The sequence below is a fragment of the Photobacterium kasasachensis genome (assembly GCF_050336885.1).
Taxonomy (GTDB): domain Bacteria; phylum Pseudomonadota; class Gammaproteobacteria; order Enterobacterales; family Vibrionaceae; genus Photobacterium; species Photobacterium kasasachensis.
Genome location: NZ_JAKJSH010000012.1, coordinates 25,322 through 43,830 on the forward strand (window position 1 = coordinate 25,322; position 18,509 = coordinate 43,830).

The 18,509-nt window shown below is 39.7% G+C and carries 20 protein-coding genes; 15 read left to right on the top strand and 5 right to left on the bottom strand.

Features of this window, described 5'->3' with window-relative positions; all coding sequences use genetic code 11:
* The first annotated feature begins 2 nt into the window (after positions 1-2).
* From L4D19_RS17110 to L4D19_RS17170, 13 genes are read left to right on the top strand one after another with little or no spacing between them, the layout of a single operon-like run.
* Entirely contained in the window at positions 3-701 is a 699-nt protein-coding gene (locus L4D19_RS17110; RefSeq protein ID WP_428453467.1) for a FliH/SctL family protein, read from the top strand.
* On the top strand, positions 702-2,027 hold the full coding sequence (locus tag L4D19_RS17115) for a FliI/YscN family ATPase (protein WP_428453468.1): 1,326 nt from the start codon (positions 702-704) through the stop codon (positions 2,025-2,027).
* Positions 2,002-2,457 (top strand): hypothetical protein, encoded by a 456-nt coding sequence (locus tag L4D19_RS17120; RefSeq protein ID WP_428453469.1) that lies wholly within the window; start codon positions 2,002-2,004, stop codon positions 2,455-2,457. The genes L4D19_RS17115 and L4D19_RS17120 overlap by 26 nt, the downstream gene beginning before the upstream one ends.
* Positions 2,457-3,278: a hypothetical protein gene (locus L4D19_RS17125; protein ID WP_428453470.1), complete on the top strand. Its 822-nt coding sequence runs from the start codon at positions 2,457-2,459 to the stop codon at positions 3,276-3,278. The genes L4D19_RS17120 and L4D19_RS17125 overlap by 1 nt, the downstream gene beginning before the upstream one ends.
* Positions 3,279-3,293: 15 nt before the next feature.
* Positions 3,294-3,713, top strand: coding sequence for a flagellar hook assembly protein FlgD (locus L4D19_RS17130; RefSeq protein WP_428453471.1), 420 nt, complete (start codon positions 3,294-3,296; stop codon positions 3,711-3,713).
* 10 nt (positions 3,714-3,723) lie between these two features.
* A complete protein-coding gene (gene flgF, locus L4D19_RS17135) occupies positions 3,724-4,911 on the top strand; it encodes a flagellar basal-body rod protein FlgF (RefSeq protein ID WP_428453472.1) in 1,188 nt (395 codons plus the stop codon).
* A gap of 11 nt (positions 4,912-4,922) precedes the next feature.
* On the top strand, positions 4,923-5,651 hold the full coding sequence (locus L4D19_RS17140; protein WP_428453473.1) for a FliM/FliN family flagellar motor C-terminal domain-containing protein: 729 nt from the start codon (positions 4,923-4,925) through the stop codon (positions 5,649-5,651).
* An 8-nt stretch (positions 5,652-5,659) separates the two neighbouring features.
* The gene (locus L4D19_RS17145) at positions 5,660-5,962 is read left to right on the top strand and encodes a FliM/FliN family flagellar motor switch protein (protein WP_428453474.1); all 303 of its coding nucleotides are present in this window, start codon (positions 5,660-5,662) and stop codon (positions 5,960-5,962) included.
* On the top strand, positions 5,949-6,311 hold the full coding sequence (locus L4D19_RS17150) for a hypothetical protein (protein WP_428453475.1): 363 nt from the start codon (positions 5,949-5,951) through the stop codon (positions 6,309-6,311). The genes L4D19_RS17145 and L4D19_RS17150 overlap by 14 nt, the downstream gene beginning before the upstream one ends.
* A complete protein-coding gene (gene fliP / locus L4D19_RS17155) occupies positions 6,295-7,065 on the top strand; it encodes a flagellar type III secretion system pore protein FliP (RefSeq protein ID WP_428453476.1) in 771 nt (256 codons plus the stop codon). The genes L4D19_RS17150 and fliP overlap by 17 nt, the downstream gene beginning before the upstream one ends.
* A 2-nt stretch (positions 7,066-7,067) precedes the next feature.
* Entirely contained in the window at positions 7,068-7,748 is a 681-nt protein-coding gene (locus tag L4D19_RS17160; protein WP_428453477.1) for a sigma-70 family RNA polymerase sigma factor, read from the top strand.
* 16 nt (positions 7,749-7,764) lie between these two features.
* Positions 7,765-10,689, top strand: a complete 2,925-nt coding sequence (locus L4D19_RS17165) for an alpha-amylase family glycosyl hydrolase (protein WP_428453478.1) — start codon at positions 7,765-7,767, stop codon at positions 10,687-10,689.
* On the top strand, positions 10,689-11,180 hold the full coding sequence (locus tag L4D19_RS17170; RefSeq protein WP_428453479.1) for a tetratricopeptide repeat protein: 492 nt from the start codon (positions 10,689-10,691) through the stop codon (positions 11,178-11,180). The genes L4D19_RS17165 and L4D19_RS17170 overlap by 1 nt, the downstream gene beginning before the upstream one ends.
* A 16-nt stretch (positions 11,181-11,196) precedes the next feature.
* Here the strand turns inward: L4D19_RS17170 and L4D19_RS17175 are convergent, their stop codons facing one another.
* The 3 genes from L4D19_RS17175 to L4D19_RS17185 form a co-directional block, all read right to left on the bottom strand.
* Positions 11,197-11,535, bottom strand: coding sequence for a hypothetical protein (locus L4D19_RS17175; RefSeq protein WP_428453480.1), 339 nt, complete (start codon positions 11,533-11,535; stop codon positions 11,197-11,199).
* Between the two features lie 9 nt (positions 11,536-11,544).
* A complete protein-coding gene (locus L4D19_RS17180) occupies positions 11,545-12,132 on the bottom strand; it encodes a tetratricopeptide repeat protein (RefSeq protein WP_428453481.1) in 588 nt (195 codons plus the stop codon).
* 202 nt (positions 12,133-12,334) lie between these two features.
* Positions 12,335-13,984, bottom strand: coding sequence for a phosphoethanolamine transferase (locus tag L4D19_RS17185; RefSeq protein ID WP_428453482.1), 1,650 nt, complete (start codon positions 13,982-13,984; stop codon positions 12,335-12,337).
* A 651-nt stretch (positions 13,985-14,635) separates the two neighbouring features.
* On the opposite strand from L4D19_RS17185, the gene L4D19_RS17190 reads away from it, so the two are divergent.
* Positions 14,636-15,739: a protein kinase family protein gene (locus L4D19_RS17190; protein WP_428453483.1), complete on the top strand. Its 1,104-nt coding sequence runs from the start codon at positions 14,636-14,638 to the stop codon at positions 15,737-15,739.
* Between the two features lie 56 nt (positions 15,740-15,795).
* Here the strand turns inward: L4D19_RS17190 and L4D19_RS17195 are convergent, their stop codons facing one another.
* On the bottom strand, positions 15,796-16,995 hold the full coding sequence (locus tag L4D19_RS17195; RefSeq protein WP_428453484.1) for a sensor domain-containing diguanylate cyclase: 1,200 nt from the start codon (positions 16,993-16,995) through the stop codon (positions 15,796-15,798).
* A gap of 417 nt (positions 16,996-17,412) precedes the next feature.
* Positions 17,413-17,922: a porin family protein gene (locus tag L4D19_RS17200; protein ID WP_428453485.1), complete on the bottom strand. Its 510-nt coding sequence runs from the start codon at positions 17,920-17,922 to the stop codon at positions 17,413-17,415.
* Positions 17,923-18,144: 222 nt separating this feature from the next.
* Here L4D19_RS17200 and L4D19_RS17205 point away from each other — a divergent pair, with 222 nt between their 5' ends.
* Entirely contained in the window at positions 18,145-18,450 is a 306-nt protein-coding gene (locus L4D19_RS17205) for a hypothetical protein (protein WP_428453486.1), read from the top strand.
* Positions 18,451-18,509 lie beyond the last annotated feature (59 nt).

Genomic DNA, 18,509 nt, shown 5'->3' on the forward strand with positions numbered 1-18,509 from the left:
AAATGGCCAAGGTAGTTAATTACGTTCGGCGAACAACTCGAAGTATGGCTGAAAGCCAGGCTGCATTAGACCCAGTCTCCGAGGTGGTAAGTACTGTCGATAGTATCGACGTAGAATACCTGAGAAGCGAAATCGAAATGGAATTGCAGGCATCGCACGCACAAAAGCAAGCGAGTCTGCTAGAGAAGCAGTTCAAAGAGGGTTATAGCAAAGGCTACCAAGAAGCTAAGAACGCGCTGCATGACCAAGCGTTAAAACGTTTGCATGAACAAACTAAGATTCTAGAGCAAACATCAAAGCTATTAACACTGGCTGTGAAAGAGATTAAAGACGAAAAGCAAATGCAGATAGAACAGGTAAAGGCTGATCTTATCGAAATTGTATTTGATGTCGTTGGAAAGTTGACTTGTGAAGACTTTATACAAGATACACGCAGGGTAGAACTATTGCTTTCTAATTTACTGGAACAGTACCAATCTGATCACAATGTAAAAATACAACTCAGTGAGTACGATATGTCATTGTTGATGAACGATGAAACACTGTTGGAAAAGCATCCAGAAGTCCATTTTTCTGCATGTAAAAGCGTTGAGACCGGTGGCGTTATTTTGAAGTCAAGCAAAGGCCAACTGGATTTAAGGCTGAGTACCAAGCTTGAGCAGTTTATGCAATTACTTTTAAAGCATGGGGAATCGAACTAGATGTTTTCAGCTTTGCAGGAAGAGCTTAATACGGTTTCGTTTGGCAAGAGATATGGCCAGATTAACCGCTATGTTGGGCTGGTTGCCGAAGCAACAGGTTTGGATGTGTTTGTTGGTGAAAGATGCCGGATCTGTTGTGAGGACTCTCCTGCAGGAATTGAAGCTGAAGTTATTGGGTTCAAAGAGGAAAACATCATTCTTATGCCTTTTGGCAGTGTTGATGGCATTACAGTGAACAGCCGTGTTATCGGTCTGGGAAGTAAATCTAATGTCAATGTAGGTCATTCGTTGATTGGCAGAATAATTGATGCTTTCGGTAATCCGCTTGATGATAAAGGGAAAATTGTCACCGATGCCCAGTACCCTTTGCGAAGAACAAAAGCGCATAATCCTCTTTCACGTCAGCGAATAACCGAAAGGTTTGATACCGGGGTTAAGGTAATAGACAACCTATTGCCTATTGGGGTAGGGCAAAGAATAGGTATCTTTGCGGGGAGTGGTGTAGGTAAAAGTACGTTGCTTGGTATGTGTGCAAACAGACGTAGTAAGCAGATTAATGTAATAGTTCTCGTGGGCGAGAGAGGACGCGAAGTAACAGATTTTATTGAAGATCGGCTAGGTAATGAAGGGCTTGCTCGTTCTGTTGTTATCGTTGCCACGTCAGACGAACCACCACTTGTTCGTAGCTATGCTGTCTTTTCTGCATTGGCTATCGCCGAGTACTTCTGTGACCAGGGTGAAGATGTGATGCTAATGCTGGATTCGATTACACGTTTTGCAATGGCACACCGCGAAATTGGTTTAGCAGCTGGTGAGCCTCCGACGGCGAAAGGGTATACGCCTTCGGTCTTTGGAATCCTTCCTGAAGTACTTGAGCGAACAGGTAACTTTAAGAATAAAGGATCAATAACGGCAATTTTCACTGTGCTCGTTGAAGGGGATGATATTGCCGAGCCTGTTACGGATACGATGCGTGGCATTTTGGATGGTCATATCATGCTTTCTCGTAGAATTGCAGCAAAAGGACGTTTTCCTGCCGTTGATATTGGCCTGAGTAATAGCCGTCTGTGGGAAGGGTTGGTCACGGCAGGTGAATATACGTTGATAACCAAAATTAAACGTATTCTTGCCGAAAAATCGGAAATAGAAGAGATGATTGAGATTGGCTCTTTTAAAGCAGGAACTGATTCAAAACAAGATAATGTGCTTCGAGTAGGCAAAAGGGTTGAATGTATCTTCAATCAACGGGCCAACGAACAATGTCTCAGAGAAAAGACCTATCAGGAATTGGAGAAAGCAGTTGAAAGTCTCGATACAGAAAAATGAAGTGAATAGGTTGCTATCTCTATATCAACGTGGGTCAAGATCTTGTGATTTAAGAGCGAGAGCTATCAGGGGTGAATCTAAGAAACTAGCATTAAAGCGTAAAGCGCTACTTCCCAAAATCTCACTGTTAGATCAGCATATTCTTGATGTGTTAAACAAAGTTAATGAAAGAAACGTCAGCCCGGATGTTCACTTTGAATACCTGAATTACCTGGATTACCTCGAAAATCAGAAAAAAGTGCATAAACGGTCGTTGTTACTATTAGATAACGAAGAAGAAAAGCTGGTTTCTAAGCTTAAAGCCGAGCTATTTCATAGAGAGCGGTTGAGAGAAAAAGCGTTAGAGGCAAAAGCGAAAAAGCTTCAACTAGAAGATGCTGAAACCATAGAGCCGTGGATTCAGCAAAGATTTTGCGGAGATGTTGCTTGATGACAGGAAGCATTGAAAATACGGTAATATTTGCCTGTCAAGAAGGGAGGCCATCTTTTGCGCAGGCAAGTCATTTGAACAATTTTTCTCAACTACTGCTTCAAGATGAAACGGAGAATTACTGTCAAGATTTGTCAGAGCCTATTGCTGTAACTGATGAATCTGTTGACCAGTTGGACGTGGAAAATTACCTGCAAGATTTACTGGAAAATAGCAAAAGAGTTATTGCTGTAAAGTCACTAGGACCAAGCCAGGAGATAGAGGAGGTCGAGGAGATCGAATCTGAAATCTTAGTGAGCCACTCTGATGAAAATTCAGTTACGTTAAGTTACCCATTTAAGTTAACAGCGCATGGAAAACTGGATTATCTCGAATCGAAAAGCGAACTCTTGAAAAGAGAAGGGAATGTATTCGCCTCTAAGATATCCCTCTCGGCCAAGGAAGAACTAAGTATACAAGTAGGAAATAACAGTAAAGACCATTTAGTCAACAGAAGTGTACTGACAAGAATTGAAAGCTCTCAGCAACAGCTATTTATGAAATTGACGCACGAGCCGTTAAACGCAAGCATCAAGGAAGCACAAGCTAATCCGAAAAGTATCCGCAAGTATGCAGAAGAACCCAAATTAAGTGTTTTGGCTGCTTTTGTGTCGAGAAACATTAGTTACATTCGCTCGAATGACGGACGTACAAAAGTTGTTCTGAGAGATTATAGAGCAGATGAAGTCTCTTTGTCTCTGCTGTATGGAAGAATAAGAAATCAGCTACAAGAACATCAAGAAGTTATTATTAACGGAAAAAGCCAGTCAGTAGATTATTAAGAGTTAGAGTGAGAAATGAACGTAGAAGCTATCGGTTCAAATTTAACGATAAACCAAACTAGTGGTCTTGATAATACATCTTTGTCACAAGAAGATTTTATTCGCTTGTTTATGGCACAACTTAATTTTCAGGACCCTCTAGAGCCTGTTGATAATGCAGAATTTCTTGCGCAGATGGCTCAGTTTACGTCTGTTGAACAAACTCGAATCATGAATGAGAAGATGGATAATTTGCTCATATTGGGAACAACAGAGCAGGCGACAGGCTTATTGGGAAAGACTGTTGAAATACAGTCCTTTGGAAATAATCAGCCAGGAGTCGTGAAAGCAGTTGAGTATACGAACAATGGCCCAAGCCTTACGATTGACACTGGAAGTAGTGAATATGTAAAGGGTGTGTCTATTTCAAATGTTCGCGTCATAACGACAAAATAAGGAGGATAAGATGTTTCAGTCATTTTACAATGGCCTTTCAGGCTTGATGAGTTTCTCAAAAGGGTTAGATCAAATCTCTAATAATGTTGCGAATATGAATACACCTGGGTTTAAGGCTAAGGATGTTTTTTATAAAAGCATAGGAAATGACAGCGGTACATCTGTTAGCGGTGATTTTCTGAGAGGCAAACAAGGTGATATCCGACAAACTGGAAATGCGACAGATCTTGCTATTAATGGCAATGGCTATTTTGTCCTGAGAGATGGTGCAAAAAAATATTATACTCGAGCGGGGCAGTTTACATTCAATGAAAATAACATTCTTGTAGATATGTCAACTGGTTATTCTGTCTCTGGAATCGATTCAAAAGGAAAACTGATTGATATAAATATTACTAATAAACGCTTTTTGCCACCAAAGCCGACAACAGAAATTGAGCTTAAGGGAAATATCTCAGCCGATGGTCAATCGCATATAATATCGAATGTAGCGGCTTTTAATGTACTGGGAGAAGACCTTAATTATAGTTTTGATTTTTCAGAACGTCATTCTATTTATAAAACAGAAAAAAATGCCGAAGGCGAAGATGTTCAAGTACCTACAGGGCATGTTGGATGGAAGGTTACAGTTAAGAATGAGAAGGGTGATGTTGTTACAACTGGTGAGATCAGATATGACGCTGAAGGGAAGGTTGTAGATGGTTATAATTCGATGAAAGTTGACGTACCGGGCACTTCCGATTCTGAGAAGTCATCCATATCCCTAAACTTTTCTGGAACCACAGGTTATGCTGCTGGTGAGTTTTCTGATATGTCGGCAGATGCAAAAGATGGTCATGCACTATCTGGATTGTCAAAAGTAGAGTTCAATAAAGAAGGAAGCTTGAAGCTCACTTACTCGAATGGTGATGACGAGACATTATATCAACTGGCACTAGCCAATGTGAATAATCCACAACAACTTAAGCAAGAAAGCGGCTCGTTATTTTCAGCATCTGATAGTCAAACGATAACACTTGGCCGAGCTTCTAGCGGAGAAATGGGCAAGATTGTTGGCAATAGTATTGAGCTGGCGAATGTGGATTTGGCTGAAGAATTCGCAGAGATGATGATAGTGCAACGCGGATATCAAAGCAGCTCGCAGGTATTGAATATCGCTAATGAAATGCTTGAAACACTATATAATTCAGGTCGCTAAGAATAAATTATATGAAATTGATCAGATTTGTTAGTCAGAGCGAGCTGTTTTTATTGCAAGATGTTTGCGCTAATGTTTATGACACTTGGCTTTCGCGTTGGAAATCACCTCGGAATATTAACGTTCCGTTAAGAGGGAGTCTTACTTATAACGAACCTGATTTTCAGAGTTGGTTAAGCTGTAAAATTGGCAGGGGTACTGCTTTTATATCTGTAACTGAAGCAAGGTTAATATCGCTAGCCGCGCTAATTCTAGGTGTAGATGAATCGATTGCTGAAAAAGAATTACAGAAAGATATTTTGCAAGAGCTACTCATTGATGCATATAAAGAGTTGCTTAACGATCTAAGTAATGTATTGGTATCTAAAGGTGTTAATGAGTTCTCGAGATGTGAAAGCCCATCATTCAGCGTCGGAAGCATTAACTATGGTGGCTATCAATTTCAAAATAATATTATCAACTTTGTACTTGATAGTAATTCTGTTTATCGAGAAGTCGAACAGCAGCATGACTTGGTTGCACGAAATCAATCTTTGCTACATGAAAAAATCGATGTAGAAGCATTTTTACCACCATCCAAAATATCCCTGCATGAACTACTAGATATAAAGAAAGGGAATGTTTTAGTCACCGATACAAAAGTTGGTTCCGAGATAGGAGTTTATGTTGAAGGACAAAAATTCCGAGTTGGAAATCTTGGAAAGACTGATGGGTTTCTAGCCTTGAAGATTAGTAAATAGGAATTATGATGAACGATTTTGTAGTAACAGACCTAATTATGGATGAGATTAAACCTCTCAATGAGCCTAAGAATCCTGTATGGAAAACGGATGTTATTAAGGATGTAGAAGTTGACATAGACATAAGATTAGGAGGAGCATCTGTAACTGTTAATGAACTATTCTCATGGAAAAAAGGAAGTGTTGTAACACTCGATAATCAGCTTAATCAACCTGTCGATATTTTGTTAAACCAAAAAGTCGTTGGAAAAGGTATGCTAGTTGCTTGTGGTGAACATTATGGTATAGAAATTACTGATGTCATCGAATAAAAATGTAGTTCTCGATAATAGTCAAGCAACATTAGATTCATTATCTTTTAAGCAAGAACAAGACGTAGATGTAGTACCGGTTCTCATGAGCTTGATGATCATTATTATATTGGTCATCACTGCTCTGCTAGTAGCAAAAAAAAGAGGTGTAAACTTAGTCAAAAAATACCTCCAGCGGACAGAATCAAGGTGGGAACTGATAGAAAAGAAAAGGTTAACACCGGATACAAGTATAATTGTTGTAAGAGAGCGAGATCGTGAAATAGTGATTGTTGAGTCTAAGAGTAATATCCAAGTTGTCGATAATCAACTAAAGGCTTCAGAGAGGATAAATGAAAGCATGCATTAATAGATTGACACTATTTAGCATTAGTATTGCTTTGCTGTCATTTTCAAATACTATAATTGCTGCTGAAGCGTCTAATATGGATGTAGAAGCGTTAACAGGCAGTGCATTCACTTTGCTTAATGAGGAGTGGCGCTCTCCTATCAAGTATTTGGTTATAGTTACGAGCCTGTCATTTATACCAGCTGCTGTAATAGCGTCAACATCATTTACCAGAATTATTATTGTCTTATCGATGCTAAGATCAGCGTTGGGACTGCAATCGTCTCCACCTAATGCTGTTATTGTTCTGCTTGCTTTGTTTCTGACTTTTTTTTCAATGTCACCAGTATTGTCAGAGATAAACGAATCAGCTTTGATTCCATACTTGAATGAAGAGCAATCATTGGAGTTATCAATTGATATAGGGGCAAGAGAGTTAAAGTCATTCATGGTGGTTAACACCGATGAAAGTGCTTTTTTATCATTGTTGGATGCTACGAAGGCAGAAATGCCAAGTAATTTGAGTGATCTGTCATATATGCATTTAGTACCAGCATTCATGTTAAGCGAGATCAAGACAGCATTTCAGATGGGATTCTTATTATTTATACCATTTATTCTTATTGACTTGATTGTTGCCAGCGTATTGATGGGGTTAGGTATGATCATGGTTCCTCCGATGACAATTTCGATGCCACTTAAAATCTTGGTTTTCGTTCTTGCTGATGGTTGGAATCTATTATCAAGCTCTCTACTGTTAAGTTTCGCTAATTAACTATGTTCGTTCATAACAAAGACGATGATGTTCAAAATAAAGATATTACAGATGTTGTTATTTTGTACTCGACATGGGTCCGTAGAATAGCGAAAAGTTTTTATGTTAAGTATTATGCACCTGGCGTAGAGCTAGGGGATTTCATTCAATATGCCTCTGTTGGACTAATTGAGTCTGCCAATCGGTTTAATAAATATGAACCCGTGCGTTTTACCAGTTTTGCTTATCTCAGAGTCAAAGGAACGATCCTTAATAACATATATAAGTTTTCGGATGCGGGACATTATATCTACAGTCAGTATCGTAGAGAAAAAGAGAGGTTGAGTAGTCTCAAGCGTAAGAAAAATATCAAAAATATAGATGACTATTCAACTTTAGTTATTGATCTTGCCTTTTCGGTACTACTGGAAGAACAAGCTGATGATTTATTTTTTGAGCAAGAGCTAGATGAAAATTACTCAGCATATCAAAAAGATGAAAATATGCAGCTAATGCGTGAGTTAATTGGCTTACTTCCATGTGATCAGAAAAAAATCATGATCATGCATTATTTTCAGTTTATATCATTTACTGATATTGCTGGTTTAATGAATGTTAGTAAAGCGAGAGTGTCACAACTTCATGCCAAAGCGATATCAGAGATGAAGAACAAAATGGAACACTCTAGTCTTTACGAATTTTAGCGGAGAATACGAACAGATGGCATTTGCAATTGTTTCGACGATAGCTGACGAGAAAGAGCAGGTTGATTATTTTATAAGATATCATTTATCTATAGGTTTCGAGCGTCTATATCTGTACTTCGATGAACCTGGTGATCCTGCTATCGATGTTGCGAGGAGTTATCCTCAGGTTGATGTAACAGTTTGTGATGTTAACTGGCGTAAACAGTGTATTGAATCATTGGCTTGCCGGAGTGACTCTGAATCAGGCTTATATGAAGACGAGGTAATGATTAGACAAGAGGCTAATGTTCATTTAACAATTGAACGCGCCCGTAAAGAAAAAGTTTCATGGCTTTTACACATCGATTCTGATGAACTGTTCTATACATCATCTGCTGATATTAAGACGCACTTTTCTGAACTAGACGTTAAAGGCATAAAGAACGTTATATATAAAAATAGTGAAGCGTTAATACATGCTAATGCGGCTGGCGAACCTTTTCAAAGCACTAAGTACTTTAAGCGAAACTTCTTTAAAAATAACAACTGGACTTATAGTGCTACACAGAGAAAATTACTTCGGTCGATGGGTTTAAAGGCTGAGTTTTATTTCCATTTTTATCAAAATGGAAAGTCAGCGGTAAAGTTGGATCAAGACGTAGATGTAGATGGAGTGCACTTTTTTAGTACTAAAGTGAAACCTATAGTCTGGGAACAAGGCTGCGAAAGAGTTCTCCATTTCCCTTGTCCTACATACTCAAGCTTTGAAAAAAAATACCGGAAGCTAGGTGACTTCTCCAATGATTGGCGGGGTGAACCTAGAGCTGGTGACTTCATTAGTCTCATACATTTACAGGCAAGAGATGCATTTTTAAGTGGTAAGCCTGGCGCTCTGAAGGACTTATATTTAAAGAAAGTGGCTGTTGATGATGCTGGTAATATCGAGAAACTGTTGAGTTGCGGATTGCTAGATTGTATCGAAAATCTTCATCTTAAAGTTAGGTCGAAAGCTGAGATTACTGACCGTATCTTGTCACGAAAAACGCCTTTGTATGAAAAATGCCTCGCGCTAATTGAAAAAGAACATCAAGCAGAGATATACAGCTTATCAACCTTAAGACATCAATTTTCGGTAATTTTTGAACGGCTTGATAAAGTGATTAGGCTTACTTATCCAGATGATAAAGTTTCTGATAATGTGATTCTAGCTAGTTTAAAACTTGTTGTTCAAGCCATAAATAGGCGTAACCCAAACTTCAGAAAGTTGGATGAAGAGCGAGTTTCTGCTGGAGATTGGCTGAGTACTAACGAAAGAGTTGGTGCTTGTTTTTATATTGATCGCTTTGCTGACAATATTGAAGGTCTTCGATCAAAGCTGAGCTACCTGAGAGACCTAGGAATTAATTATCTTTATCTGATGCCTCCTTTTGAGGGCCATCCAGATAAGAATGATGGCGGTTTTGCTATTACTAATTACAGATCCATCTCTAATATACTCGGAGGTAATGAAGAGTTCGAGCAGCTTGTTGTTATGCTGAAGGAATATGATATAGCACTATGTCTCGATTTTGTGCTGAATCATACAGCTACTAGTCATCCTTGGGCTGTAAAGGCGGCTGATAATGATCCTTACTATCAGGGTTTTTATTGGTTTTTTGAAACGGAATCAGAAGTGTCACAGTGGTTAACTGGCGTAGAAGACACTTTTCCAGAGCAAGGAAAAAACATCTCTTATAATTCAGAGCTTGAGCGATATGTTTGGACGACTTTCAATGACTATCAATGGGATTTGAATTATAGCAACCCCGATGTTTTTGTTGCGATGCTGGATAACTTACTTTATTTGATCAATCTTGGTGCCGATGTACTTCGCCTTGATGCGATACCACATATCTGGAAGGAGATTGATAGTAATTGCAAGAACCTCCCAGAGTGTCAGTTAATTGTCGAGGCCTATCAACTATGTGCTTCAATGTTATCACCGTCTGTAAAATTGATTTCTGAAGCTATTGTTGCACCTGAGCAGGTGAAAAGTTATGTTTCAAGCAATGGAACTTCATTTGCCTATCGACCTCTGCTATCTGCCTCGTTATGGCAATCGATCATGTCAACAGAGACAAGTGTGCTGCAACATCAATTAAGGAGGTGGAGTACTTTACCTCATCATTGTGATTGGATTAATTATGTCAATTGTCATGATGATGTACAGTGGGTATTCAGCAATAAATCACTAATTGAGCAAACTCCAGATATTGACATAAAACTTTTTTATAGAAGTCTGCTATCATTTTACGCTAGTGACTCCGGTAAGTCATTTCCTCGAGGTCTACTATTTCAAAAAAATAGAATATCAGGTACAACAGCTTCATTGGCCGGTTTAGAGAAAGCCATTGACAGTAATAATAAGGTTGGTATAGAAAAAAGTATAAATAGAATTCTTCTTATGCATTCAGTTATTCTTTCTATAGGAGGCTTACCCATTATTTATATCGGGGATGAAGTCGCAGAACTAAATGACTATTCCTATCGTGATAATGAAAATACCGCGTATGATTCTCGTTGGGTTCACAGAGCGAAAAGAAACTGGAAGGATATTAGTAATTCTCTATTATCACAAGGTTCAATTGCTGAGCGTGTGCATTGTGAAATCACAAAACTAGTTTTTGCTCGGAAAAGACTACCAGAGTTGTCGGGAAATAGGTTCAACTTTATTCCCTCTAAGGAAAAAAGCTTACTTATTTATACTCGAGAAGATGAAAGCTATCAATTTTTATTCATTGGCAACTTTTCTCCTTTAACCAAGAAGCTATCGTTACAAGGTGCTAACAGGAAAATTGAACTATATAAGTGGGAGAATGTTGTAGGAGAATCAGTTGAAGAAATGAAAATCCCAAGAGAAATTAAACCATACCAATACTTTTGGCTACGTCGTAAAAGTTATATTAATGGAGAGCTATAATGCAAGATGGCAACAACTTACTAGATAACGAAGAACTACTGGCATTGTCAAGAAACGCGCTTGAACGTGAAGATTATCATGATGCGCTTATAAAAATTAAGTATATTCTGAAGCGGAACGAGGTACCTGCTGGTGTTTATGCCTTGCTTGGTCGGACATATGCCGCTTTGGAGCTTCATGATAAAGCTGTTGCGGCGTTTAATGAGTTTCTTCATCATCGTCCTGAAGTTATTCCGGAAAGGTTTCACCTTGGTGTTGTTTATCGTGAAATGGGAGATAATGCCAAAGCACTTGCCGTTTGGGAGGAGGTATTGGAGAAAGCACCTAATTTCCCGCCAGCACTTTACAACAAAGCTTTATTTTTGCTAGATGACGGTAATGAAGATGAAGCAATTGAACTGTTCAACTATATTATTGAGAATGTTGAACCAGATGACAGTCATGTAGAAATGGCAAATCATATGTTATCTACTATCAGTTTGGCATCCTAGTATCAGCAAGGGGGCTTTAGCCCCCTAATAATTTGTTGATATATTCTGAAGAATCATTATCATCTGAAATTACTTTTGATATTCTGGTTGCTATTCTTTTGCAGGAGGCATCACTAAGCATATTTCCTAAAGGGTGTGATAGGAGAATTTTTTGATTAAGTAGTTGTATTGCTTCTTCAGGATTATTCTGGAATAAAAGCCTTAAGTTATCAATTTCGCACAAGCCTGAACCACGTTCTTGGTTAGTTTTGATGTTTGTTGTTGAATTTTTACTTGCTTTATTCTTTTTAGAGCTTCGGGAAGTGATATTTTTGCTTGAGGTAATCGTTGACGTTGAACGTGATACTCGTGTCATATACTTACCTTATTGTTTATAAGCGCCAAGTAAAAAATCACTACTTGATAAAATATCTGACTCATCAGAAATCGATGAAGCTTTGTTTGATAATTGCTCTGTATTTGACAAAGATTCTTCCGGCATATTTTTGAGAGCGTCAATTACTCCTTCCATATCACGACTTATAGGATTATTCTGCTCTAATTCAATACCTCGCTCTAATATTTCTATTGCTTTTTCTTTCTGATTTCGTTGTGAGTAAAGTAATCCTTCAGCAAAGCACTTAAGAAACTCAGGTGCATCTGAGCCGCAGATCATATCAAACTGCTCACAGCCTTCTGTTGAACTGTCTAGTGCAAGTAAAGATAGCCCAAGTTGGAAGCGTGCTATGAAGAAGTCGGGTTTCTCCTTGATGGTTTTTTCAAGATGCTCAACAGCTTCTTCAAACATACCTAATGTTGCATAGGTCGCACCAAGCAAAAATAGCGCATTATTATGGTTCGGCTCTCGTGAAACTAATTCTTTCAAATATGTTAAAGTAGCATCCGTTCTTTTTTGGTTTGCAGAATCTATTGCAAGGTGAAACAACTCTTTGTTGGTGAAATCTGAAAGCATTCTGTTGTGTCCTTACACACAATGTGATTTTATTTGACTAATAGTCGTATTTTACCCTGTCTGTTGACATACAAACCGTGCTTTAGCTACTGTTTTTGTTAATATTTTGACAAGTAACCCACTAATAGCAGTGTTTAAGCTTGATCCAAAGTTCTCTAATCAATCTGGTAGTTATTGATTACACTTCTATATTCAATTAAAGCTAGTTACGACATTGGGAAAAAATATCCAGTTCCGAATTGTATATTTCCGTTTCTACATCCATGATGCCCAACATCGAGTGAAAGATATTATCTTGCGAGTAACTGTTCTTCTCGGCAGCATGTTTAAGGCAGTCTGTATTAATTTTTTTACTCTTCGAAAAGCTACTTGAAAACCAAGCCATCATCGGTACCTGAGTTTGATGATCTGGCGCAAGGCTATACGGTGTCCCATGTAAGTACAAGCCATTTTCACCCAAGGACTCGCCATGATCAGAGATATAGAAAAGCGCTGTATTATATTTGTCTTCCAGCTGTTTTAGCTTGGCAATGGTTTGGCTTATTACGAAATCTGTATACAAAATAGTATTATCATAAGTATTGATAATCTCCTCCTGGCTACAGTTTTCGATATCACTGCGTGGGCAGTCTGGCGTGAAGAAGCGTTTATCCTCAGGGTAGCGCTGATAATAGGTTGGTCCGTGACTACCAATCAGGTGCAGGGTCAGCATACGGTTCCCTTTCATAGCAGAGACATCGTTATCAAAGTTCTCTAGTAGTGCCATGTCGTAGCAAGTGTTTCCATTACACAGATGATCCTGTTTGTTACGATCTATTTCTTGCTTTGGAATATGTTTGGCAACATCTTTGTCACCACCATCGTTTTCTTTCCATAGAAGTGAAATACCGGCGCGTTGCATGATATCTAGAAAGTTGTCCTGATTATATGCCCGTTGTTTGTCATAACTGCTTTGTGGCATGGCTGAGTACATACACGGAACAGAAACCGCTGTAGCGGTGCCGCATGAACTGACGTCCTGGAAGGAGATCATGCCCAAATCGCGGGTATAGAGGTTTGTCGGGCGCTCATAGTCATTGAGTTCATAGTTTTGAGCCCGGGCCGTTTCTCCCAGCACAAAAACAAAAAGCGTAGGCTTAGACTGTGCTGTTGCCAAAGCCGCATCGCTTTGTCTGGCATCCAGACCTATTTGTTGGTACTCGACAGGTTCCGCAAAATAGGTATTGTTGATGTATTTTGCAGCGCTATACATATAATGGGTCGGGATGATCATTTTCTTCAGGTAGCTGTTGTTTCGACCGACTGAGCTATAGTCTTTGTAAAAGAAAAAGGCGATGATGGCAATGATAAGTAGTGAGGCGGCCATTGAAGTAATTTTCATTACGATGAAACGGACTGCTCCTTTGTCACTTTTAATCTTAACTTTCCATAGGAATAGAGAAGGCAGTATACCCATTATCAGTGTCCAGAAAACGGAATAGTTACTAAGGTATGAGGTTGCTTCGCTGGTATCCGTTTCAAATATGTTTTCTATCATGCCGTAGTCAAAAATCACGCCGTAGTTGTACATAGCATAGCTGACCATACTGGATACAATGAGCAAGAGGGTAAAGAAAGGACGCGATAAGTAAGGCCAGCTAAATAAATTGAAGATAAAGTTAAAGGCCGCAAAAAAGAACACCGGAATTGAAATAATGAAGCCAACCTTTACGCTCTCTAACTTGCTTAAGATCGTGTTCAGCTCAGATAAAATTGGAAAGTTCACTATGAGTGAAAAGTAAAGTGCGAGAAATATTGGTAAGCTAACAAAGGTTATTTCTTTATAAGGTAAGAAATTTTTGATTTTATTCATGGTGTTATCAAATCGCATAGTTTGGATTTATAGTAAAATTACTGTCCAGATAAGAGCCGCTAATATGAGCGTGATAAGAACAGCCGATTTCAGACCCTGTAGAGAATAACCCGTTGCATGAATAATACGGGTTAATCCTTTTTCTCCTGGTTTCATAATCTCTTCAGTATTGTTAGGCAGCCCCGGACAAATAAGCTCAGTTACGAAGCGAGTTTAAGGACTGTATAGTGAATAAAACGTGAAAAATGCTGCTTGGACATCCTGTTAATCTGAATGCAATTAAAGTCGAATTGAGAGAAATATTAAATATGCGCTATGTAAGTCCCTGTCATGGAGCATACACAATGTATTTAAATGTATTATTGAACTTTGGCTTCTAGGCGAAATCTAATTGAAATTTTAGTCTGAGCTGAGCTTGTTTAACTTTGTTGTTAGTCTTTTATTAGTATGACGCTCCATATGATTATGAATCCACATGCTTATTATTTCCTTAACTATATTAAGTTTATTTACTGAGTTTTCATTATATTTAGCGGTTGTTTTGCCAAGTGGCGGGAAAATTTCCCGTTCTATTACTTCCATCACTGTTTGTATGCCATCACAATTTATATATTCACCGCTTGTTGTAAACCCGTTTTTATGGAGAAAAAGATGATGGAACAACAACGACAACAAGCACAGCTCGATTTTGTTAGCAGCGGACAAAACATTACTGTCGGTACTTTGGAAGGCCTGCCAATGGCTTTGGAGCAGCTTAAAGCGACGACGCCTCAGTCTGATTATGTGGTGGAAACGTTTAGTTCGGGTCTGACTGCAGTGGTATATCACCTGAGAATTGGCGGCACTGACTGGACATTAAAACAAAAGAGGGAAGAGAGTTTAGTCAAAAATGTTGACGGTAAGACTTCATTTTTAAATGAGGTTCAGCGAAGACGAGATATTACAAAGCTAAAGCAAAGTGATCCCGATAGCTTTAAGCACATCGTTGATACTCAATTTGCATCTTATCAAGATGGCATTATTCTTTCGCCGTGGATAGAGGGCGAGCGGTTACATTCGCTGTCTGACGATATCTTCCAGCAGATATTCTTAGCTATCGTCAACCTCGAACTGAATGGGTTATTTGAGTGGGATTTTTGCCCGGGAAACATCTTGCTAAACAATCAGGGAGAAATAAAATTATTTGACTTCGGTTATATGTATCAATTCGATCCTCTGCAGCACTTTAATAGCAACGGTAGAGCAACACCGCTATTTCATGGTATCGAACGATTTGAAACCCGTTTCTTGTTTGATTATTTTTTGAAGAACCCTTCAAACTTATCAGCAGAAGCGCTTTTTGATTTATACCGAGTCGAGAAACAATGTGCCCTGACGGCCTATCAGCACAAGTTGAAGCAACTGTTAGCGCTTGAGGCGGATCAGCCTGTGATTGACCACCTTGAAGGATTGACCTTGCGCTGGCAGCGTGCGCTGGATAATGACGAGGCCCTTCATGAGCTTTATTTCGTTGAAAGCTATCGATCGAGTTTGCTTGACTTGCTCGATGATCTTCATGGCAAGTCATGCAGTGTTTATACGCTTAAAAAAGCTGATTGGGTAATAGAGCTCGTTGAGCTTCACTTCGATCAGTTGAAGGCGAGTGATGCATTCTTTTTTGGTGACGAGGCACTGGAGAAGCACGAATTAGTGGCTAAATTTACCCGTCTACGCAACGATGCCGAAAAGTATCAGTTGGAAGAAGCGGTGAGCTAAAGGGCGTGCATGGGTATGAAGGTGATGGATCGGTTTTATCGGTCTATCATCGAGCTTTAGTCTATTACGGCTTGATTCTTACCATTACGTTTAGCTTCATACAGGGCTTTATCTGCGCGTGAGAGCAAATGTGTCACGGTATGGTCGTCATGTGTAAGTGCGGCAATACCCAAGCTGATGGTGAAGCCAAGCTGCGAGTTTGTGGTTGTGATGGCTTGTTTGGCGACATCTTTGCGCAATCGCTGTGCGATAAGCTCTGCTTGTTCGATGCTGGTATCCGGGAGCAATAATACAAATTCTTCTCCGCCCCAGCGTCCGATGTGATCGCTTTGACGAATGTTATTGCGGCAGGTAGCGGCGAACTGTTTCAACACTTCATCCCCAGTATGGTGTCCGTGCTGGTCGTTGATGGATTTGAAGTCATCGATGTCGATTAGAACACAGCATAACGGTAATGAAAGAGCCTTGTGGCTACGAAACTGCTGGTCAAGTATCTCGGTCATTGCACGACGGTTGATAAGTTCAGTAAGACCGTCATAGTTGGCTCGGTGCTCGAGTTGTTCACGGAGCCGGTGCTGTTTGGTGATATCCATTGTTGTTACTTGAACAACGCGTTCGCCATTCCAGGTGACGGGCCGTGACAGCAACCCCAACCATACAGCTGAGCCGTCGAGGCGGTAGCATTTTGCCTCGGTTTTTATCGCACTTTTTCGTCCGGATAACAGGGCTTGGTTATTACGATGAGCTTGGTCATGAAATGCGGGGTCGTACAGGGGAAGGATTGAACCGCTGGCGATTAGCGCTTGTTCGTCGCTAAAGCCCAGTGCTTGTGCGTAGGCCTGATTGCAAAACAGCGGTTTGAAATTTCGGTGGACAAGAATACCTTGTATCGAACCATCAACAAGTTCACGGTATCGTTGTTCGCTGGCTTGTAGTTTTTTTAGTGTATCGACATGATTGCTCAGATCAACAACTGTCGTTTGGATTGCTGACTCACCCTGCCAGTCAACAACATGATCGACAGTTAATACAACAAATTCATTGCCTTCGTTGTCGATATTTCGATAGGTTTTCAAGCCGGGTTTTTCTTCTCCTGACATGATAGCGCTATAGGTCTTGATAGCGTTAGCGCGCTGATGAGGAGCAATAAGGTGCAGCAAACTGTCGAGTGCAAGCATTTCCTCGCCAGTGTGGTAGCCGAAGAATTGCGCGTAAATATCATCGGCATATAAGGGGATAAAGTTTCTGTGGATCACCACGCCATAGTGGGAATCTATCAGAAATCGTTTGTCAAAAGTGGGAATAACGTTTACTCACCTATTGCTTTACTTAGATGTCAGGCTATTTCTAGCTCAACCTATAACATCAGAATCCCACTCATTGAAATAAACTTCAAGAGACAGAGGATGTGAATACCAATTATTTGAGCGTAGTCGTGAAAAATAGTAATTTTCGTCTGTTGTTCTGGATGATAGTGTATGAAAAACAATGTCTTTAATGTGTTGGCTTTTTTATGGTGTTTGATGCTGTGGAATTAATTGCTTAGTTATAGGTTGGTAATATTTGATAGGGCAGGAGTTAATAACAAGCAGTATTAAGAAATATATTATCGCTATGTATGAAAGAGGATAATACATCCTCTTTCAGGCGCTTAGCTAATAACGGAGGCATGATTAGAACTTATAATCGACCGACAAGATAATTTGTTGTGAGTAATCGATTGATGTGTCGTTCTCTTCGTAGTTTTGGTCTATGTAGCGATAAGTAAGATCAGTAGACCAGTTATTGTTTATTTCATAGATGGCACCTATCTGGCCGCCCCAGGCAAAATCTGTTGAACTGGTGTTCTGGATTTTGCTGTCGGCAAAACCCGCTGATAAACCAGCATAAATATCAACACGTTTTGATACTGGGTGAAGATAGTCGTACGAGGCGAGAAGCAGGTCTTGTGACGACTTGTCAATGTAACTATAGGTACCCATTAGGCGGTGATGATCATTGAGGATAGCACCACCACGTAACTGGTAAGTACCGTCTTCGCCATTTTGATCAAATCTGCCTTTGATGCTGTCTTCCTGATAACCGACACCTGCACCAACAAACCACTCGGTGCTCGCAGCGTATACTGGCGATGCAGCGACAGTGACCACAGTTAGGGTTGAGATAATCGATAATATCCTCATCAGTGAAGCTCCTAATTGAGCCGAGGCTCCAATCACAAAATTGAAGCCTTGAACCGGCTTCGAATGAACTATAATTATGGCCCCTAATTGCCCTTTTTACCGCTCCTGGCCTGACTGCGATCCTAAGTTACTGTTGGTTTTAGAAAGAAATGCCCACTCAAAAAATGTAATCACAATCTATACTTGAACTGTATTCGCTAATAGAGATCAGAGATAGGATAAATGTACGCTAAACATCGTTCATATACGCTTGCAGGGAGCACACACCATCATGCGCATCTTGCCGTTAGCCCGACCGGGATATTATCAGTTGAAATCGAGGAGGAGCATAAGAAGCTAGAAGCGGACTTTGACGATTTATGTTTTTCGACACACGGAAAGGTAACGGGTCTGGATTGTGTAGAGCATTGCAAGCCAACACATACACTATGGCATATTGATCTTACTCCCAGTGATGCCAGAGACTTGACTCAGTTAATCGATGCAGCCAAGGAAGAATATGAAATTATTATGCGAGATCTTTGTTAATCATTTACAAAGTTGAATGCGAAGAGTTTAATAACTCACTGAATATTAATCGTTTCATA